This window comes from Isoptericola cucumis, from assembly GCF_014635665.1.
Lineage (GTDB): Bacteria > Actinomycetota > Actinomycetes > Actinomycetales > Cellulomonadaceae > Isoptericola > Isoptericola cucumis.
On the sequence record NZ_BMDG01000004.1, the window covers coordinates 282487 to 299090 of the forward strand.

18 protein-coding genes are annotated in these 16604 nt (G+C 76.9%); 8 read left to right on the forward strand and 10 right to left on the reverse strand.

The genetic code is table 11. The features are described 5' to 3' along the window. Positions 1 to 28: 28 nt before the first annotated feature. Positions 29 to 1537, reverse strand: a complete 1509-nt coding sequence (locus tag IEW03_RS07525) for a lipase maturation factor family protein (protein ID WP_188523025.1) — start codon at positions 1535 to 1537, stop codon at positions 29 to 31. A 9-nt stretch (positions 1538 to 1546) separates the two neighbouring features. Then, positions 1547 to 2518, reverse strand: a complete 972-nt coding sequence (locus tag IEW03_RS07530) for a LysR family transcriptional regulator (protein WP_188523026.1) — start codon at positions 2516 to 2518, stop codon at positions 1547 to 1549. Positions 2519 to 2613: 95 nt separating this feature from the next. On the opposite strand from IEW03_RS07530, the gene IEW03_RS07535 reads away from it, so the two are divergent. From IEW03_RS07535 to IEW03_RS07545, 3 genes are all read left to right on the forward strand, one after another. Then, positions 2614 to 3630, forward strand: a complete 1017-nt coding sequence (locus tag IEW03_RS07535; protein WP_188523027.1) for a threonine ammonia-lyase — start codon at positions 2614 to 2616, stop codon at positions 3628 to 3630. Positions 3631 to 3668: 38 nt separating this feature from the next. Continuing rightward, entirely contained in the window at positions 3669 to 4289 is a 621-nt protein-coding gene (locus tag IEW03_RS07540) for an L-threonylcarbamoyladenylate synthase (protein WP_188523028.1), read from the forward strand. A gap of 99 nt (positions 4290 to 4388) precedes the next feature. Further along, on the forward strand, positions 4389 to 5795 hold the full coding sequence (locus IEW03_RS07545) for a UTP--glucose-1-phosphate uridylyltransferase (protein WP_188523029.1): 1407 nt from the start codon (positions 4389 to 4391) through the stop codon (positions 5793 to 5795). A gap of 24 nt (positions 5796 to 5819) precedes the next feature. Here the strand turns inward: IEW03_RS07545 and IEW03_RS07550 are convergent, their stop codons facing one another. Beyond that, positions 5820 to 6518, reverse strand: a complete 699-nt coding sequence (locus IEW03_RS07550; protein ID WP_229737774.1) for an IMPACT family protein — start codon at positions 6516 to 6518, stop codon at positions 5820 to 5822. A gap of 86 nt (positions 6519 to 6604) precedes the next feature. Here IEW03_RS07550 and IEW03_RS07555 point away from each other — a divergent pair, with 86 nt between their 5' ends. Then, complete coding sequence (locus IEW03_RS07555; RefSeq protein ID WP_229737782.1) at positions 6605 to 7390, forward strand: site-specific integrase; 786 nt, start codon at positions 6605 to 6607, stop codon at positions 7388 to 7390. A 93-nt stretch (positions 7391 to 7483) separates the two neighbouring features. On the opposite strand, the gene IEW03_RS07560 is transcribed toward IEW03_RS07555, so the two are convergent. Genes IEW03_RS07560 through IEW03_RS07590 form a run of 7 tightly spaced genes read right to left on the reverse strand, consistent with a single transcriptional unit; the run spans position 7484 to position 13442 of the window. Further along, on the reverse strand, positions 7484 to 8053 hold the full coding sequence (locus IEW03_RS07560; RefSeq protein ID WP_188523031.1) for a Dps family protein: 570 nt from the start codon (positions 8051 to 8053) through the stop codon (positions 7484 to 7486). A gap of 37 nt (positions 8054 to 8090) precedes the next feature. After that, positions 8091 to 8678: a serine/threonine-protein kinase gene (locus tag IEW03_RS07565; protein ID WP_188523032.1), complete on the reverse strand. Its 588-nt coding sequence runs from the start codon at positions 8676 to 8678 to the stop codon at positions 8091 to 8093. Continuing rightward, on the reverse strand, positions 8675 to 10003 hold the full coding sequence (locus tag IEW03_RS07570; protein ID WP_188523033.1) for a DUF58 domain-containing protein: 1329 nt from the start codon (positions 10001 to 10003) through the stop codon (positions 8675 to 8677). Before IEW03_RS07570 ends, IEW03_RS07565 begins: the two co-directional genes overlap by 4 nt. Beyond that, positions 10000 to 11040, reverse strand: coding sequence for an AAA family ATPase (locus tag IEW03_RS07575; RefSeq protein WP_188523034.1), 1041 nt, complete (start codon positions 11038 to 11040; stop codon positions 10000 to 10002). Before IEW03_RS07575 ends, IEW03_RS07570 begins: the two co-directional genes overlap by 4 nt. Continuing rightward, a complete protein-coding gene (locus IEW03_RS07580; RefSeq protein ID WP_188523035.1) occupies positions 11037 to 11543 on the reverse strand; it encodes a hypothetical protein in 507 nt (168 codons plus the stop codon). Before IEW03_RS07580 ends, IEW03_RS07575 begins: the two co-directional genes overlap by 4 nt. Then, entirely contained in the window at positions 11540 to 12295 is a 756-nt protein-coding gene (locus IEW03_RS07585) for a DUF4129 domain-containing protein (protein ID WP_188523036.1), read from the reverse strand. Before IEW03_RS07585 ends, IEW03_RS07580 begins: the two co-directional genes overlap by 4 nt. 10 nt (positions 12296 to 12305) lie before the next feature. Further along, on the reverse strand, positions 12306 to 13442 hold the full coding sequence (locus IEW03_RS07590) for a DUF3866 family protein (RefSeq protein ID WP_229737833.1): 1137 nt from the start codon (positions 13440 to 13442) through the stop codon (positions 12306 to 12308). Positions 13443 to 13668: 226 nt separating this feature from the next. On the opposite strand from IEW03_RS07590, the gene IEW03_RS07595 reads away from it, so the two are divergent. The 4 genes from IEW03_RS07595 to IEW03_RS07610 all read left to right on the forward strand — a co-directional run bounded on the left by IEW03_RS07595 (position 13669) and on the right by IEW03_RS07610 (position 16580). Continuing rightward, positions 13669 to 14727 carry a helix-turn-helix transcriptional regulator gene (locus IEW03_RS07595; RefSeq protein ID WP_188523038.1) on the forward strand — a complete coding sequence of 353 codons (1059 nt, stop codon included), beginning with the start codon at positions 13669 to 13671 and terminating at the stop codon, positions 14725 to 14727. Further along, positions 14720 to 15715 (forward strand): helix-turn-helix transcriptional regulator, encoded by a 996-nt coding sequence (locus tag IEW03_RS07600; protein ID WP_188523039.1) that lies wholly within the window; start codon positions 14720 to 14722, stop codon positions 15713 to 15715. The genes IEW03_RS07595 and IEW03_RS07600 overlap by 8 nt, the downstream gene beginning before the upstream one ends. A 10-nt stretch (positions 15716 to 15725) precedes the next feature. Then, positions 15726 to 16142 (forward strand): hypothetical protein, encoded by a 417-nt coding sequence (locus IEW03_RS07605; protein ID WP_188523040.1) that lies wholly within the window; start codon positions 15726 to 15728, stop codon positions 16140 to 16142. Positions 16143 to 16208: 66 nt separating this feature from the next. Next, positions 16209 to 16580, forward strand: coding sequence for a twin-arginine translocase TatA/TatE family subunit (locus tag IEW03_RS07610; RefSeq protein ID WP_188523041.1), 372 nt, complete (start codon positions 16209 to 16211; stop codon positions 16578 to 16580). The last annotated feature ends 24 nt before the right edge of the window (positions 16581 to 16604 follow it).

Genomic DNA, 16604 nt, shown 5'->3' on the forward strand with positions numbered 1-16604 from the left:
GCGCTGCCGCGAGGCGAGGCGGGCGACGTCATGCGGACCGGCCGGCGAGGTCGGCGAGCCGGACGGGGTCGACGAGCGGTCCGAGCTCGTGGCGCACCCACCAGTCGCCGGTCCGCCGTCGCTCGTCGGGCGTCGTGTAGCGGTACCGGAAGAGCCGCAGGCGTACCCACCGCGGCGCGGCGCCGTCGAACGGGTCGCGCCGCAGCAGCCGCAGGACGGCGGGGTCGGCCTCCAGCAGCCGCCGGCACAGCCGGCCGATCCACGGGCCGGAGACCCCGAGCGGGACGAACCACAGCACCCAGTCGAGGCGCAGGTGGTACGGCGCGACCTGCGGTGGCCGGCGGCCCACCTCGCCGGGCTTGCCGCGGAAGGCGTACTCGCGCCAGTCGTCCGGCCCCGGCCGCTCGGCGAGGGAGCCCTCGACGACCACCTCGTCGCGGCGGCGGGTGACCGACCCGAACGCGCCGTACGCGTTCACCAGCCGCAGCGGCTCGAAGCTCGCGTTCATCTTCTGGTGCGCGGACGCCAGGTTGGCCGCGGGCCGCGCCGAGAGCACCAGCAGGACGAGGACGACGGCGCCCACGACGACGACGTACGCCGCGGGTGCCGTGGGCGCCCCGGCTGCGCCCGGCGCCGGGGCGTCGCCCGCGGCACCTGCGATGCCCACCCAGCCCCCCAGGGCCGCCCACACGCCGTCGGACACCATGGCCGCGCCCAGCACGATCGTCGCCCAGTTCAGCCAGGCGAAGTTGCCGGTGAGCACCAGCCAGCCCTGCGTGAGGACGACGACGCCGCCCGCGACCGACGGCAGGGGCTGCGGCAGCCACAGCAACCACGGCACGAGGAGCTGCGTGACGTGGTTGCCCACGACCTCGGTGCGGTGCCACCACCGGGGCAGGTGGTGGGCGTGCCAGCTGAGGGGCCCGGGCATGGGCTGCGTCTCGTGGTGGTAGTCGAGGGCGGTGAGGTCGCGCCACGCCGGGTCGCCGCGCCACTTGATGAGGCCGGCCCCCAGCTCCAGGCGGAAGAGCAGCCAGCGGGCGGCGAGCACCAGCAGGAACGGCACGGGGACGTCGGGGGAGCCGAGCCACGCCACCAGGAAGGCCAGCTCGCACAGCAGCGTCTCCCAGCCGAAGGAGTAGAAGCGCTGCCCGACCTGCACGATCGACAGATAGCCGGCCCAGCAGGACAGGAGCACGACGGTGGTCGCCCACCACGGGCCCGCCTGCGGCAGCCCGACGACGACGGCTGCGGCGGCGAGGGCGCCGGCCGCGGCGACGACGACCAGCAACCGGTCGCTGTAGTGCAGGTGGAACAGCGACGGCGCGTCGCGGAACCTCGTCCGCGCGACGAAGGCGGGTACCGGCTGCAGCCCGCGTTCTCCGAGCAGCGGGCGGAACTGGCCCAGGGCCTGCAGGAAGGCCAGGCACAGCAGGGTCGCGACGCCGCGCTGCAGCACCTCGCGGGCGACGTCGTAGTCGGCGGTGCTCCACCAGCCGGGCAGCCAGGACGGCCAGGTCGTGAGCCCCGTGGGCATCCTCCGACGCTAGCCGGGCGGCGGCCCGTTCGACATCCGGGCCCCGGCCGGCTCGGCCCCGGCCGCGACCAGCCGCGCGACGAGCGCCGCGGCCGGCGGTGACGGAGCGCCCACGGTGAGCGCGAGCACGCGACGGGCGGCGCCCGGCAGCGGGTCGGTCCGCACGTCCGGGTTGCGGTGCGCGCGCAGCGCGAGCTCCGGGAGCACGCTCACCCCCGTCCCCGCCGCGACGAGCGCCTGCACGGCCACGTAGTCGTCGGTCTCGAACGCGATGCGCGGCACGAACCCCACCGCGGCGCACCGCGCGACCAGGTCGGCGCGACAGCGCTCGCAGCCGGCGATCCAGTCGGCGTCCTGGAGGTCGGCGAGCGTGGGCTCGCCGAGGGCCTCCGCGCCGGGCGGGCCCGCCGGGCGCACGAGGGTGACCGGCTCGTGGCACACGGGCGTCACCTCGAACGGGGAGAGGTCGTTCACCGTCCGCGCGTGCCGGACGTCGGTGTGCTCGAACACGAGCGCGACGTCGACGTCACCGGCGGCGAGCGCGGCCACGGCCTCGGGCGGCTCGGCCTCGACGAGCCCCACGCTGAGCCCGGGGTGCTCGGCCCGCAGGCGCGAGACGGCGTCCGGCACGAGGGTGGCGAGCGCGGACGGGAAGGACGCGAGCCGTGCCCGACCGGCGCGGAGGCCGGCGAGGGCGTCGAGCTCGCGGCGCGCGCCCTCGACCCGCCCCAGGATCTCCTCCGCCCGGTCGGCGAGGAGGCGGCCCGCCTCGGTGAGGCACACCCCGCGCCCGGCGCGGCGCAGCAGCGGGATGCCGGCCTCGGCCTCGAGCCGTGCCAGGTGGTGGCTGACCGACGGCTGGGCGTAGTGCAGCTCGCGCGCGGCCGCCGTCACCGAGCCCGTGCGGGCGACGGCGGCCAGCACCCGGAGCCGGGTGAGGTCGAGGTGCGGGGGCGAGGGGGAGCCGGACGACACGGACATCCCGCGAGCCTAAGCCAGACGTATCGAGAACGTCTATCGTCCCCAGCAGGAACCGGCATTGGACCTATGCGTCGTGCCTGGCCATGCTGGCAGGCATGAGCACCGCGAGCCTCGTCACCGCCGCCGCCGGCCCCGTCCCCGCCCCGCCGACCGTCCGCGACGTGCTGGCCGCGGCGCGCCGGCTCGAGGGCCTCGTCGTGCGGACCCCGGCGCTCTCGCACCCGGAGGTGGACGCCGCGGCGCGGGAGGCGGGGGCGGACGGCGCGAGCGTCGTCGTCAAGCACGAGAACCTGCAGCACACCGGGGCCTTCAAGGTGCGCGGCGCGCTCAACCTGCTGCTCGGCTTCGACGCCGAGGCCCGGCGCCGCGGCATCGTCGCCTACTCCACCGGCAACCACGCGCAGGCGCTGGCGTACGCGGCACGGCACGCGGGCACGCCGTGCACCATCGTCATGCCCACGGACCCCAACCCGGTCAAGGAGCGGGCGGTGCGCCACCTCGGGGCGGACGTGGTGCTGCACGGCAGCACCTTCGACGACGCCCGGGCCCGGGCGGGCGAGCTGTCCGAGGAGTCCGGGGCGCGGCTCGTGGGCGCGGCCAACGAGCCGCTCCTGGTCGCGGGGGTCGCCACCGCGACCCTCGAGCTCCTGCAGCAGGCACCCGACCTGGACGTGCTCGTCGTCCCCGTCGGCGGCGGTTCCGGCGCGGCGGCCGCGTGCCTCGTCGCCGGGGCGCTGGCGCCGGGCCTGGAGGTCGTCGCCGTCCAGGCGGCGGCCTCGCCGGCGGCGCACGACTCGTGGCGCAGCGGCGACCTGCGCACGGCCGCCAACACCACCCGAGCGGAGGGCCTCGCCGTCGGGTGCGGCTTCGGCCTCACCCAGCAGGTGCTGCGGGAGCGCCTGGCCGACTTCCTGCTCGTGTCCGACGGCGAGATCGCGGCCGCGCAGCGCACGTTCCTCACCGCCGCGCGGACCGTCGCCGAGGGGGCGGGCGCCGCCGCGCTCGCCGCGGTGCTCACGCACCCCGCGCGGTTCGCCGGGCGACGGGTGGGCGTGGTCTGCTCCGGCGGCAACGCCAGCGAGGCGGAGCTGCGGCGCGCCCTCGGCGTCTGACGGGCCGCCCTCGGGCCGTCGGGGATACGCTGCCCCGCATGGCCCGATACCTCGACGTGCACCCCGTCGACCCCCAGCCGCGGCTCGTGTCGCAGGTCGTCGCGATGCTGCGCGACGGCGGGCTCGTCGCCTACCCGACGGACTCCGGCTACGCGCTCGGCTGCCGCGTGGGCCAGCACGACGGCACGGAGCGGATCCGCCAGATCCGGCACCTCGACGCCAAGCACCACTTCACGCTGGTCTGCGCCGACTTCGCCCAGCTCGGCCAGCTCGTCATCCTGGACAACAGCGCGTTCCGGGCGATCAAGGCCGCGACGCCGGGGCCGTACACGTTCATCCTGCCCGCCACGTCCGAGGTGCCTCGCCGCCTGGCGCACCCGAAGAAGAAGACGGTCGGGGTGCGCATCCCGGACTCGCGGGTGGTGCAGGCGATCCTGCGCGAGCTCGGCGAGCCGCTGCTGTCGTCCACCCTCATCCTGCCGGGCGCCGACCAGCCGCTCACCGACGGCTGGCAGGTCAAGGAGGAGCTCGACCACGTCGTCGACGCCGTCGTGGACGCGGGCGAGGTGGTCGCCGAGCCCACCACCGTCGTCGACTGGTCCGACGGCTACCCCGAGGTCGTGCGTGTCGGGGCGGGTGACCCGGCGCGCTTCGAGTGACCGCGCCGCCTCGGGCGACCGCGCCGGACGCGCGCAGGAGCCGGGGACGAGCCTGAGACGTCACGGTCGGGCGCGCGGACCCCGGTTAGGGTGCTGGTCATGAGCGACCGCGGACTCGAGCTGGCACGGGACAAGATGACGACCGCGGGCGTGGCGCCCGCCGCGATCGAGACCTTCACCCGGTTCTACCGGCTGCTGGAGTCGGGGGAGACGGGCCTCGTGCGCGAGGACGACGTCGAGCCCCTGACGGGCCTGGAGCGGCACGCGGACCTCACGTTCTCCGCCGCTGACACGGCCGAGGCGCTGTCGCGCACCGCGATCATCAAGCTCAACGGCGGGCTCGGCACGTCCATGGGCATGGACCGGGCGAAGTCGCTGCTCACGGTGCGCCGCACGGCCGAGGGCGAGGACCTCTCGTTCCTCGACGTCATCGTGAAGCAGGTGCAGGCGGCGCGCGCCGCCACCGGGGCCCCGCTCCCGCTCCTCCTCATGAACTCGTTCCGCACGCAGGACGACTCGCTCGCCGCGCTCGCGCGCCACGACGGCGTGGGCGTGGACGGGCTGCCGCTCGACTTCCTGCAGAACCGCGAGCCCAAGCTGCGCGCGGACACGCTCGAGCCCGTCGAGTGGCCCGCCGACCCCTCGCTCGAGTGGTGCCCGCCCGGCCACGGCGACCTCTACCCGGCCCTGCACGCCTCCGGCGTCGTGCGTGCCCTCCTGGACGCCGGCTTCCGGTACGCGAGCGTGTCCAACTCCGACAACCTCGGCGCCGCCCCCGACGGCGAGATCGCGGCCTGGTTCGCGGCGTCCGGGGCCCCGTACGCCGCCGAGATGTGCCGCAAGTCGCCGGCCGACGTCAAGGGCGGGCAGCTCGTCGTGCGCAAGGCGGACGGGCGGATCATGCAGCGCGAGACGGCGCAGACCCACCCGGACGACATGGACGCCGCGCTCGACGCGTCGCGCCACCCGTACTTCCACACGAACAACCTGTGGTTCGACCTGGAGGCGCTGGCCGCCGAGCTCGACCGCACGGGGGGCGTGCTCGAGCTGCCGCTCATCCGCAACGACAAGACCGTGGACCCGACGGACGCGTCGTCGACGCCCGTCGTGCAGATCGAGTCGGCGATGGGCGCGGCGGTCGCCGTGTTCGAGGGGGCGACGGCCATCGAGGTCGGGCGCGAGCGCTTCCTGCCGGTGAAGAAGACGTCGGACCTGCTGCTCATGCGCTCGGACGTGTACGACCTCACCGACGACTTCCGCCTGGTGGCCCAGGTGGACGCCCCGCTCGTCGAGCTGTCCGGCACCTACAAGGCGATCTCGCGCTTCGACGAGCGGTTCGCGGCGGGCGCGCCGTCGCTGCGGTCGGCGACGTCGCTCACCGTCGCCGGCGACTGGACGTTCGGCGCGGACGTCCGCGTCGTGGGCGACGGGGTGCTGGCGGACGCGGGGGAGCGGGGGAGGGTGCCGGACGGCGCCACCGTCGGCCCGTCCGGCATCACCGCCTGACCGCTCCCACCGTCGCTCCCTCCGTCAGCCCCGCGGCCGCGGCCCGGCAGGGAGGTCGACGACGCGGTCCTCTCCCGCGGCCGGGACCAGGCGGCCCGACGACGCCGCGGCGAGGTCGGCGCGCAGCCGCGCCACCTCGCCCGGCGGCACCAGCACCGTGAAGCGGGCCGCCTGGGCGTACGCCACGTCCTCCAGGACGGCGTCGTAGGTGCGGGCCCAGTCGCGCAGCAGGTGCTCGATGCGCCCTGCGTCCGCGTGCGGCACGTCGAGGCGCACGACGGTGCGCCGCGCGCGTCGCAGCAGGAGGCCGCCGCCGGCGGCGGCGTCCAGCGCCCCGGAGACGGCGCCCGAGTAGGCCCGCACCAGCCCGCCCGCGCCCAGCAGCACGCCTCCGAAGTAGCGGCTGACGACGGCGACGACGTCGGTCACGTCCCGGTGCCGCAGCACCTCGAGCATCGGCACACCGGCGGTGCCGGAGGGCTCGCCGTCGTCGGAGGAGCGCTGCGCGTCGGCGTGCGTGCCGACGACGAGGGCCACGCAGTGGTGGCGGGCGTCCCACAGCTCCTTGCGCACCCGCGCCACGACGGCGTCCGCCTCCTCGACGGTCCGGGCGGGGGCGAGGTGGGCGAGGAAGCGGGACTTCTTGATCACCAGCTCGTGGTCGACGGCGGCGGCGAGGGTTCCTGGGAGGCCGCGGCCGGCGTCGTCGCTGGTGGAGGTCACGGGTCGAGGGTACGTCGCGCCCGGAGTGCCGGGACACGCCGCCACCATTCCTCTTGAAAAAGTGTGCCAAGCGCCAGGATGGACCCATGACGGCCGACGACCCCACCACACCCGCCCCGACCGACTCCCGCTCCGCCGAACCGCCTTCCGGACGGCCGGCCGGACCTGCGGGCGACCCGGGTGGGGGAGCGGGGCGCTACCCGCGGCCCCCGGTGGCGCTGGACGAGGCGGAGTGGGTCTGGCGGGAGCTCTCGGTGGAGGCGCTGCGCCCCGGCGGTAAGCCGGAGGTGGTGCGCCTGGCGGTGATCGCGGGCCTGACCCGCGCGACGGGTGCGCGGTACGGCGACCTGCTGCGCGTGCGCGCCGAGGACCTCGACCTGGGCCCGGAGCCGGGGGTGGCGACCCGTCGCGCCCGCGCGCAGGGCGGCCCGGAGGCGGGGGAGGGGAGCGTGCTCGTGCGGCACGGTAAGCATCGCACGGTGCGCACCCACCGGCTGCCGCCCGAGGTGGTGCTCCTGCTGCGGCACTGGATGGTGGTGCGCACGGAGCTGGCGGCCGAGCTGGAGGGCTCGGTGCCGCGGGCGCTGCTGCTCACCGTGCACCACACGCACGACAACGGCACCACCGTCTCGAGCGGGCTCCCGATCACGAGGCAGGGGCTAGTGCTGTCGTGGCGGAGGTTCGTACACCGCACCAACGCCCGCTACGGGGCGGTGCGGTCGCCGTTGCCCACCCGGTTCGAGCAGGTGCGGCGCGCCTGGGTGGAGGCTGGCGTGCACGACCCCGGCAGAGAGATCGCCGCAGTCGACTCTTCGTCGTCTTCCGAGATAAATAGTGTGCCAAGCGTGGAGAACCAGCCCCAGCGCCGCTGACACCCCACCGCAGCAGGGGCAAAGGGACCCGGCCCGCGAGAAGGGCCCTGCCTCGTTCACCGAGGCAGGGCCCTTCCGTCCGCGCGGTCGCGATCAGCCGGTGGAGTCGCGCGCCTGGCGGGCGGCGTCGAGCTCGGTGGTGGCGCCCGCCGTGGACACGTCGCCGCCGGCGGACTCGAGGTGCGCACGGACGAACCAGTGGAAGAGCTCGAGCTCGTGCAGGTGGCCGATGAGCAGGTCGTTGGTCACGTCGTCCAGCTCGGCCGTGTCCTTGGCCGCCTTGCGGTGCGACTCGATGACGCCCTGGTAGACCTCGTCGAGCGCGCCGAGGTGCTCGATCGCCGTCGCCCGCCCGAGGTGGTAGTCGTCCCAGGTGCGGGCGGCGACGAGCGCGCCGGGGGTGCCCACGGGGGCGACCCCGAGGGTCGCGATGCGCTCCGCGACGGCGTCCGTCATGGCGCGCACGGCGTCGACCTGGGGGTCGAGCATCTCGTGCACCGCGATGAAGTGCGGGCCCACGACGTTCCAGTGGACGTGCTTGAGCGTGAGGTGCAGGTCGGTGAGGGAGTTGAGGCGCTGCTGCAGGATCCGGGCGACCTGGTCGCCGTCCTCGCGGGAGAGCGACGGCACGGTGTAGCGGGGGAGGTCCGGGGAGTCGGCCATGGGGGGTCTCCGTCCTGATCGTTCTCGCTGGGTCTCGTCACCGGCCATCGTGCAGCCGGACGACGAGCCACGCGAGCCCAGCGAGGCCCACCACCCCGAGCGCGACGAGCGCCTCGACCGGGCTGCCGGCCAGCGCCTGGGCGCCGAGGCCGAGCGCGGCGGTGGCGCCGAGCACCACGAGGTCGCGGGCGGCGGCGTGCCGGAGCAGGTCGAGCTCGACGCGGGAGCGGGGCGCCGCCTGGGCGGACCACCAGCCGAGCCGGACGGCCGCGTACCCGAGCGGGGCGAGCCACAGTGCGGCGGGGTCGAAGGGCGCGTCGCCGGATCCGAGCAGCAGGACGGCGGTCACCACGACGGCGACGTGCGCCGGCCCCGGCCCGGGCCGGACGGCGACCCACGCCCCGAGCGCGAGGGCCGTCGCGACGCCGACCCCGGGCAGCACGTCGGTGCGGGCGGCGCCCAGCAGGACGGTCGCCGGCACGAGGACCACGGCCGCGACCCGGAGCGCCCAGCCGGGGACCCACGCCCGCAGTGCCACGTCGACGGGCGGCAGCGGGCGGGGCCGCCGTGCGAGGGCGCGCCATCGGGCGGTGAGGGAGCGGGGGCGCTGGCCGAGGCGGGTCATCGGGGCCGGCCGCCGCTCGCGACGCGGGGCGGGGGCGCGCCGGCGTGCCGCTCGCCGGCCCGCACGAGCGCCTCGAGGGCCATGGGCGCGGTGTCGCGCGCGGGGCCGGCCCACCGCACGACGGGGACGCCCTCGGCCGCGATGTGCCGCAGGCGGTCGTCGCGCTCCATGCGGGTGACGCGCCAGGCGAGGCGCATGTGCTCCTCGTGGGCTGGCCGGACGTCCGGCAGGGTGTCGACGACCACGACGGGGTGTCCGTGCGCCCGCCAGGCACGCACCAGGGCGAGCGGTTCGTCGTCGAGCGCCGTGGTGAGCAGGTAGACGATGGCGTCGGCGGGCAGGCGTGGCGGGCGCAGGCGCCGCGCGGGGGAGCCGACGGGGTGGCTGAGCGCGAGGGCGTGCAGCATGCGCCGCAGGTGCCGCCGGCCGGAGGCGGGCGGGACGGGGTGGCGGCTGCGACCGAGGTCCTCGAGGCCGACGCGGTCGCCGGAGGCGACGAGCGCGGCGGCGACCGAGGCGGCGGCGTGCCGGGCGAGGTCGAGGGAGGTGGCCTCGTCGACGCGCTGGTCGCCGGTGCCGCGCCAGGTCCGCAGGTCCGGGCCGACGTCGTCGCGCGAGTCGAGGACGAGGACGGCCGTGGCCTCGGCGGTCGCGTAGGTGCGCCGCACGTACAGGGTGTCGAGGTCCGGCGAGCGGCGGGCCGTGGTGCGCCAGTCGACGCGGCGCAGCCGGTCGCCGGGGACGAACGGGTGGACGTCCCGCAGCTCGTCCCCGTCGCCGAGCCGACGGGCGGTGTGGGGGCCGGTGAGGCCGCGCAGTCGGCGTGGGAGGGGCACCCGGCCGAGGGGCATCGCCGTGGGGAGCACCACACGGTCCGGGGCGACGACGGTGACGACGTCGGTGACGGTCGTCCCGCCGGCGCCGTGGCCCCGCACGTCGGCTCGGAAGGTCTGCTGCGGCCCGGTGCGGACGGTCCGCAGCCGCAGGTCGAGCGGCCGCGGTCGCGCGGCGACCAGCACCTCGGTGGAGCGGTGGCCGGGGGCGGAGACGCGGGCGTGGGCGACCTCGGTGCCCGGCGGTGGGTCCAGGTGCAGGGTCGCGGTGAGCTCTCCGGGCGCGCCGGGCCGGTCGTCCGTGGCGACGTGCGTGCGGTCGACGCCCGTCGGGGGCGCGGCGAGCCAGGCGCCCGGCCGCCCGCTCCAGGCAGCGCCCAGCAGGAGGGGGATGCCGAGCAGGGTGACGTCGGCGCGGCCGGCGAGCAGGCCCAGCCCGAGCACCAGGACACCGGCCGCGATCCCGGCCACGGCGTGGGAGCTGCGGCTCATCCCCGGTCGCTCGCCACGGTCGCGGGCCCGGGGACGGTGGCGAGCAGCTCGCGCACGACGTCCTCGGCGCGCACGGCCGACGCCCACGCGGTCGGGGTGAGCGTCAGCCGGTGGGCGAGCACCGGCACTGCGACGCGCTTGACGTCCTCCGGCACCACGAAGTCGCGGCCGGCGAGGGCCGCGGCCGCCCGGGCCACCAGGAGGAGGTTCTGCGACCCGCGCGGGCTCGCCCCGACCTCCAGGGCCGCGTGCTCGCGCGTCGCGGCGGCGAGGTCGACGCAGTAGCCGGCCACGTCGGGGTCGACGGCCGTGGCCTCCACCCCCGCCTGCATCCGCCGGACCGTGGCGGCGTCGACGACCCGCGCGACCGGCGCCGCCTCCCGGCGCCTGGCGACGCGGCGCAGCAGCACCTGCCGCTCCTGGTCCCGGGTGGGGTACCCGACGGACAGGCGCACCATGAACCGGTCGAGCTGCGCCTCGGGCAGCGGGTAGGTGCCCTCGTACTCCACCGGGTTGGACGTGGCCATGACGTGGAACGGCACCGGCAGCGGGTGGCTGACGCCGTCGACGGAGACCTGTCCCTCGGCCATCGCCTCCAGCAGCGCGGACTGGGTCTTGGGCGGCGTCCGGTTGATCTCGTCCGCGAGGAACAGCCCGGTGAAGACCGGGCCGGGGCGGAAGACGAGCTCCCGGCTCGCGGGGTCGTACACGGTCGAGCCGGTGATGTCGCCGGGCAGGAGGTCGGGGGTGCACTGCAGCCGGGCGAAGTCGAGGCCGAGGGCGGCGGCCAGGGACCGGGCGGCGAGCGTCTTGCCGAGGCCCGGCACGTCCTCGAACAGCACGTGCCCGCCGGCGAGCACCGTGGCCAGGGCGAGCTCGAGCGTGTCGCGCATCCCCACGACGGCGGTGCCCACGGCCTCGAGCACCCGCTCCGACAGGGCTGCCACCTCGTCGAGCGGCAGCGGCACCGAGGGCCCAGCGGGCTGGGCGGGCGCCGGCCCTGCCGGGGAGGACGCGGGAGCGGGGTCGGGGGTCATGCGGCGTGCCTTCCGTCGGGGTCGGGGGTGGGTGGTGCGAGCCGTTCGACGGCGTCGAGCCAGCGCTCCACCTGGGCGCGGGTGGCCTCGCCCCGGGACGTCATCGTGGCCACCACGTCGGGTCCGAGGAGCCGCTCGGCGGCGGCGCGGTCGCCGGGGCCGTCGGCGCCCAGGTCGACGCCGTGCTCGGCGAGCCGGGCCGCCGCGAGCGCCACGATCCTGGCGCGCATCCGGTTCCCGACGGCGCCGTTGCGGGTGAACGTGGCCCAGCCCAGCTCGCTCACGTCGTTGCGGGCTCCCGCCCGCCGGGCCTCCGGCACGGGCGGCCAGCCGGCGTCCTCGCCTTCTTCGAGGGTGCGCCACACGTACACCACGGCGGCGACGACCACGACGAGCAGCGCGGCGTGCACGGCGTCGAGCACACCGAGGCCGGCGAGGAGGCCTCCGGCCGCGAGCGCCGGCAGGGTCGTGAGGAGCAGGGTGCGTGCGCGGAGGGCGGTCATCGTCCGTCCTCGTCCCTCGGTGGCGGTCCCGCGGTCGGCGAGGTCGGCGCGGGTCCGTCGTCCAGGGAGCGTGCGACGTCGTGCAGGGCGTGGCGCGCCCGGTCGACCTGGGCGGGTGCGACGGGCCGGCGGGTGAAGCGGGCCTCGGCGTACAGGGCGCGCAGCTCGGCGACGCTGGCCGGGGGCGCGGGGGTGGCGGCGAGCAGGCGGCCGGTGAACTCGGTGGGCGTCTCGGCGGGGTCGCGGGTGGTGCCGTGGTCGGCGGCGGCGTCCTCGAGGGCCACCCAGGCGGCGACGACGGCGTCGTGCGGGGTGGCGGCGTCGTCGACGTGCCGCAGCGCGCGCTGCACGGCGTCCTGCAGGTCGGCGAGCGGGATGGCGGGGGCGTCCCCGGCGGCGACGGCGTCGCCGCCGGGCAGGTCGTCGGTCTCCTCCTCGGCGGGCGCGGCGAGAGCGGTCATGACGCGGCGGGCGAGCAGGACGAGGAGGGCGAGGATCAGCAGGGCGCCGGCGACGGCGAGGACGACGGCGACGACGGTGAGGGCGTCCGGCGTGCTCTGGGCCTCCGGCGCGCCGGTGGGCGCGGGTGCCGGTGGCGGGGTGGTGGCCTCGGCCTCCCCGGTGGGGAAGAGGCGGTCGGGCAGGGCGAACCGCCACGGTGTGGCGGTGGCGGCGCCGGCCAGCACGGTGGCGGCGAGGGCGCCGACGAGCAGCGCGCGTGCCGCGGGGGACGTCGGTGACCGCGCTGCCATGCCCCCGACGCTACCGGGCGCCGGTGCCGGGCGGGAGGCCTGCGGCGGCGTGCACCCCGGCGACGGCGGCGGCGACGAAGGCGGCGGGGTCGGCGTCGAGGCCGCGCCCCATGGTGGACAGGCGGGCGGGGGAGCCGCGCAGGGCGTCCAGGAGGGCGCCGTCGGCGGGGACGTCGACCAGCCGGTGGGCGGCGGGCGCGGTGGCGAGCGTGGCGGCCTGCGCGCGGAGCCGGGTGGTGAGGTCGGGGCCCCAGGCGTCCAGGGACTCGACCTGCGGCGTGGGGTCGGGCACGACGACGTCGGCGGCCGCGAGCGCCACCCGGCCGTAGGCGGTGAGGCTGTGGTGGGAGACGCCGAGGTGCCGGTCCCGGGCGTCGGCGCCCGAGACGCGCAGGGAGGCGACGGGTCGTCCGCCGAGGGTGGCGGCCGCGTTGAGGACCTCGCCGGCGGCGACGCCGGAGAAGCCCCACCGGGTGCCGGTGCCGAGGTTGCCCGGCCCCTGGGTGACGACGACGAGGTCGACGCCCGCGACGTGGCGGGCGGCCAGCAGCCCCGTGTGCACGGTGACGGCCTCGAGGTCGCCGCCGAAGGCCTGCCCGACGGTGATGCAGGTGGCGAGCCAGCCGGCGTCGCGCAGGGTGGCGACGGTGCGGGAGAAGGCGGCGGGCAGCGCGCCGCCGTCGGTCATGACGTACGCGACGGCCGGCGGGCGTCGGCCGGCGAGGGCGGCGGCGTGCCGGGCGCCGGCGACGATCGCGGGCAGCGCGGAGTGCAGGTCGGCGACGACGACGGGCATCCCTTCGAGGTCGTCGGCGTACCGCAGGGCGTCGTGGTGCGGGGACTCCTGCTCGTCGACGCCGAGCACCATGGCCTGCAGGGGCGTGTAGCGGGCCTTGACCAGGTGTCCGGGTCCGGGAGCGGGGTCGGCGGGCAGGGGGGTCCCGGGCGGGCCGGCGGGGCCGACGACGAGCCCGTAGCCGCCGGTGCCGAGGCCCCGGGCCAGGGCGGAGACGTTGAGCAGGAGCCGGTCGCCGACGTCGGGGTCGCCGACGAGCGTGGTGTACGCCAGGCCCCGCACCTGTGTCACCTCGGGTCGGTCCGTGGCGGCGTCGGCGTTCGGGAGGGCGGCGTCGAGGCTCACGGTCACCTCGCGGGCGCCGGACCAGGCGCGTCCCCGGGCGGCGACGGTCCCCGCGCGCCACGTGACGTGGCTGGTCGGGTGCTCGGCCGGGGAGGTGGCCGGGGAGGTGGCCGGTGCCGTCCCGGGTTCGGTCGTCGGTGCGGTGCGAGATCGGTCGTCCGGCGGGACGTGGTGTGCGCTGTTCGGCCCTGTCGTCACCCGCCCGAGGCTACCGGCCGCTAGCGTGGACCCGATGCCTGCGAACCCCGACGGCCCTGATGCCGGCCGCCTGGCGCCCGCGCGCGGGACCCCGCCTGCCGAACGCCTCCTGAACCTGGTCATCGCCCTCGTGAACACGAGCGCCGCGATGACCAAGCAACAGGTGCGCGCCGGCGTGGCCGGGTACGGCGACGCGCCGTCCACGGAGGCGTTCGAGCGGATGTTCGAGCGCGACAAGGACACGTTGCGCGCGCTCGGCATCCCGATCGTCACCGTGGACGCGGGCGGGCACAGCGACGACGTCGGGTACCGCATCGACAACGACGCGTACGCGCTGGGGCCGGTGGACCTGACGCCGGCGGAGCTGGGCGTGGTGGCGCTGGCCGCGCAGCTGTGGTCGGACAAGACGCTGCGCACCGACATGTCGCGCGCGATGACGAAGCTGCGGGCGGCGGGGGCGGGGGAGGCCGCCTCGGACGCGGTGGCCGGGCTCGCCCCGCGCGTGCGCGCCGCGGGCGACGCGTACGTGCCGCTGCTGGAGGCGATCTCGGAGCGGCGCGATGTGTCGTTCCGGTACCGGGCGGCGAGCACCGGGCAGGAGCTGACGCGGCACGTCGAGCCGTGGCGCATCGCGGCGCGCGGCAGCGGCTGGTACCTCGTGGGCTTCGACCGCGGCCGGGGTGCGCCGCGGGTGTTCCGCATGTCGCGCATCGCCGGCCGGGTCAAGGTGGGGTCCCGTCCGGGGGCGTTCGACGTCCCCGCCGAGGTGGACGTGGACGCCATGCTCGGCGCACGGGTGGGCGCGGTGCGTCGGGCGCGGCTCGCCGTCGTGCCCGAGCGGGCGCAGGCGCTGCGGGCGCGCGCGACCCCCGCCGACGGGGCGGGCCCGCGCTCCGACGGCCGCGACCTGCTCGACGTCGAGTACCGCAGCCTGTCCGCGTTCGCGGACGAGGTCGCCGCCTACGGTCAGGCGGTCGTGGTCGTGGAGCCGGACGACCTGCGCGCGGACGTCGTGCGGCGGTTGACGGCGGCATCCGGCCTCGACGCCACGGCGGGCGCGGGGCCCCGCGAGGAGGAGGAGCACCGTGGCTGAGCGCGCGGACGACCGCCTGGTACGGCTGCTGGGGCTCGTCGCCTTCCTCGACGACGCGGGTCCGGTGCGCGTGGAGGAGCTGGCGCAACGCTTCGGCGTCACCCCGCAGCAGGTGCGCGAGGACGTGGACGCGCTGTGGGTCTCCGGCACGCCGGGCTACATGCCCGACGACCTCATCGACTTCGACGCGTACTCCCTCGAGGGCGGCCTGGTCGCGCTCACGCAGGCGCGCGGCATGACCCGGCCCCTGCGCCTGGGCACCCGCGAGGCGGTGGCGCTGGTCGCCGCGCTGCGCGCCATGCACGCGTCGCCGGCCGTGCAGGCCGACCCCGGCCGGGCGAGCGTCGTGGCCTCCGCGCTGGACAAGCTCGCCGCGGCGACCGGGGAGGCCGCGAGCGCCGTGGACGTGCGCCTGGCCGGTGACGGGGACCCGCAGGTCGTGGCGGCGGTGACGTCGGCCCTGGGCGAGCAGCGGCGGCTGCACCTGCGGTACGTCAATGCCGCGGACGTCGCGAGCGAGCGCGACGTGGACCCGCTGCGGCTGGTCACCCAGGACGGCTCGATGTACCTGGTCGCGTGGTGCCTGCGGGCCGAGGGGCGGCGCACCTTCCGGGTGGACCGGATCCTCGCCGCGCAGGTGCTGGACACCCCGGCGGCGGAGCACGACGTGCGCGACCCGGACGCCGACGTGTGGGCGTCCGTGGCGCACGAGGCGGCGCCGGTGGCGACGCTGGTGCTGGCGTCGGCAGGCCGGTGGGTGGCGGAGGAGGTCCCGGCGGAGTCGGTGCGGGACCTGCCGGACGGGTCGGTCGAGGTGCGGCTGCGGGTGACCAACCCGGCATGGCTGCGCCGGCTGCTGCTCGCGAACGCGCCGGACGTGCTGTCCGTGTCGCCGCCGGAGGTCGCGCGCGACGCCGCGTCCGCGGCGCGGGACGCCCTCGCGGCGTACGGCCCCGCGCCGGGCGGTACGCCCGCCGGACGGGCCTAGGCTGGCGCCCATGTGGTGGTGGGTGTGGGTGCTGCTGGTCCTGGGCGCGCTGGCGGCGGTCGCCGCGCTGGCGTGGATGCTGTGTCGTGCGGGCGTGCGCACCCTGCGCGAGGCCGGGCGGGCGAGCGAGACGTTCTCCGTGGTCGGGGAGCGCGCCGCCGCGGCGGCGCAGGGGGCGACGCCCCCGGACACCTCGCCCACGATCTTCGACGACCCCGTCGACCTGTCCGCACGGGTCGCCGACGTGCGCCGCCGCCGCGCGGAGCGCCGCGGGAGGCGACGGGCCCGGTCCGAGCGGACGTGGCAGGAGTGGGCGACCGGCCCGTCGGCCGGAGAGTCCTGGTTGCGGCGACGAGAGGTCTCGAAGGAGTCACGACGCGCTCCGCAGGCGCCCGGGGGTGGCGGGGACCACACCCGCCTGCCCTAGACTGTTCGGGACAGTGCCGCTCGTGCCCCACGAGCGAGCACACGAGCGAACACGGGAGCGGTCTTCGTGAACATTCTCCGTCACCCCGCGGTGATCATCGTCCTGATCCTGCTGGTCGTCCTCCTCTTCGGCTCCAGGCGGCTCCCGGACCTCGCGCGCAGCGTCGGGCAGTCGCTCAAGATCTTCAAGAAGGAGGTCAAGGAGCTGAAGGACGACGGCACCGAGGCTGGCAAGGACGGCAAGGGCGCCGACGGCGAGCAGCCCGCGGACGACGCGGACGGCACCTCGACGCCGGCCTCGTCCTCGTCCACCTCGTCGACACCGGCGTCGACACCGGCGAGCACGCCCAGCGCCACCACGGCGTCCGCGCCGTCACCGGACGGTGCCGCGTCGCAGCAGGTCCCGGGTCTGACCGACCCGACGCAGCCGCGAGCGTAGGCGGTGTCGCGCACCACCCGCGAC

What these genes read in the sequence shown, in the direction of transcription:
- IEW03_RS07545 (WP_188523029.1), top strand. Translation starts at nt 4,389, where the DNA reads ATGAGCGACCGCGGACTCGAGCTGGCACGGGACAAGATGACGACCGCG.
- IEW03_RS07560 (WP_188523031.1), bottom strand. Translation starts at nt 8,053, where the DNA reads ATGGCCGACTCCCCGGACCTCCCCCGCTACACCGTGCCGTCGCTCTCC.
- IEW03_RS07530 (WP_188523026.1), bottom strand. Translation starts at nt 2,518, where the DNA reads ATGTCCGTGTCGTCCGGCTCCCCCTCGCCCCCGCACCTCGACCTCACC.
- IEW03_RS07535 (WP_188523027.1), top strand. Translation starts at nt 2,614, where the DNA reads ATGAGCACCGCGAGCCTCGTCACCGCCGCCGCCGGCCCCGTCCCCGCC.
- IEW03_RS07575 (WP_188523034.1), bottom strand. Translation starts at nt 11,040, where the DNA reads ATGACCCCCGACCCCGCTCCCGCGTCCTCCCCGGCAGGGCCGGCGCCC.
- IEW03_RS07565 (WP_188523032.1), bottom strand. Translation starts at nt 8,678, where the DNA reads ATGACCCGCCTCGGCCAGCGCCCCCGCTCCCTCACCGCCCGATGGCGC.
- IEW03_RS07540 (WP_188523028.1), top strand. Translation starts at nt 3,669, where the DNA reads ATGGCCCGATACCTCGACGTGCACCCCGTCGACCCCCAGCCGCGGCTC.
- IEW03_RS07595 (WP_188523038.1), top strand. Translation starts at nt 13,669, where the DNA reads ATGCCTGCGAACCCCGACGGCCCTGATGCCGGCCGCCTGGCGCCCGCG.
- IEW03_RS07555 (WP_229737782.1), top strand. Translation starts at nt 6,605, where the DNA reads ATGACGGCCGACGACCCCACCACACCCGCCCCGACCGACTCCCGCTCC.
- IEW03_RS07605 (WP_188523040.1), top strand. Translation starts at nt 15,726, where the DNA reads ATGTGGTGGTGGGTGTGGGTGCTGCTGGTCCTGGGCGCGCTGGCGGCG.
- IEW03_RS07580 (WP_188523035.1), bottom strand. Translation starts at nt 11,543, where the DNA reads ATGACCGCCCTCCGCGCACGCACCCTGCTCCTCACGACCCTGCCGGCG.
- IEW03_RS07585 (WP_188523036.1), bottom strand. Translation starts at nt 12,295, where the DNA reads ATGGCAGCGCGGTCACCGACGTCCCCCGCGGCACGCGCGCTGCTCGTC.
- IEW03_RS07525 (WP_188523025.1), bottom strand. Translation starts at nt 1,537, where the DNA reads ATGCCCACGGGGCTCACGACCTGGCCGTCCTGGCTGCCCGGCTGGTGG.
- IEW03_RS07570 (WP_188523033.1), bottom strand. Translation starts at nt 10,003, where the DNA reads ATGAGCCGCAGCTCCCACGCCGTGGCCGGGATCGCGGCCGGTGTCCTG.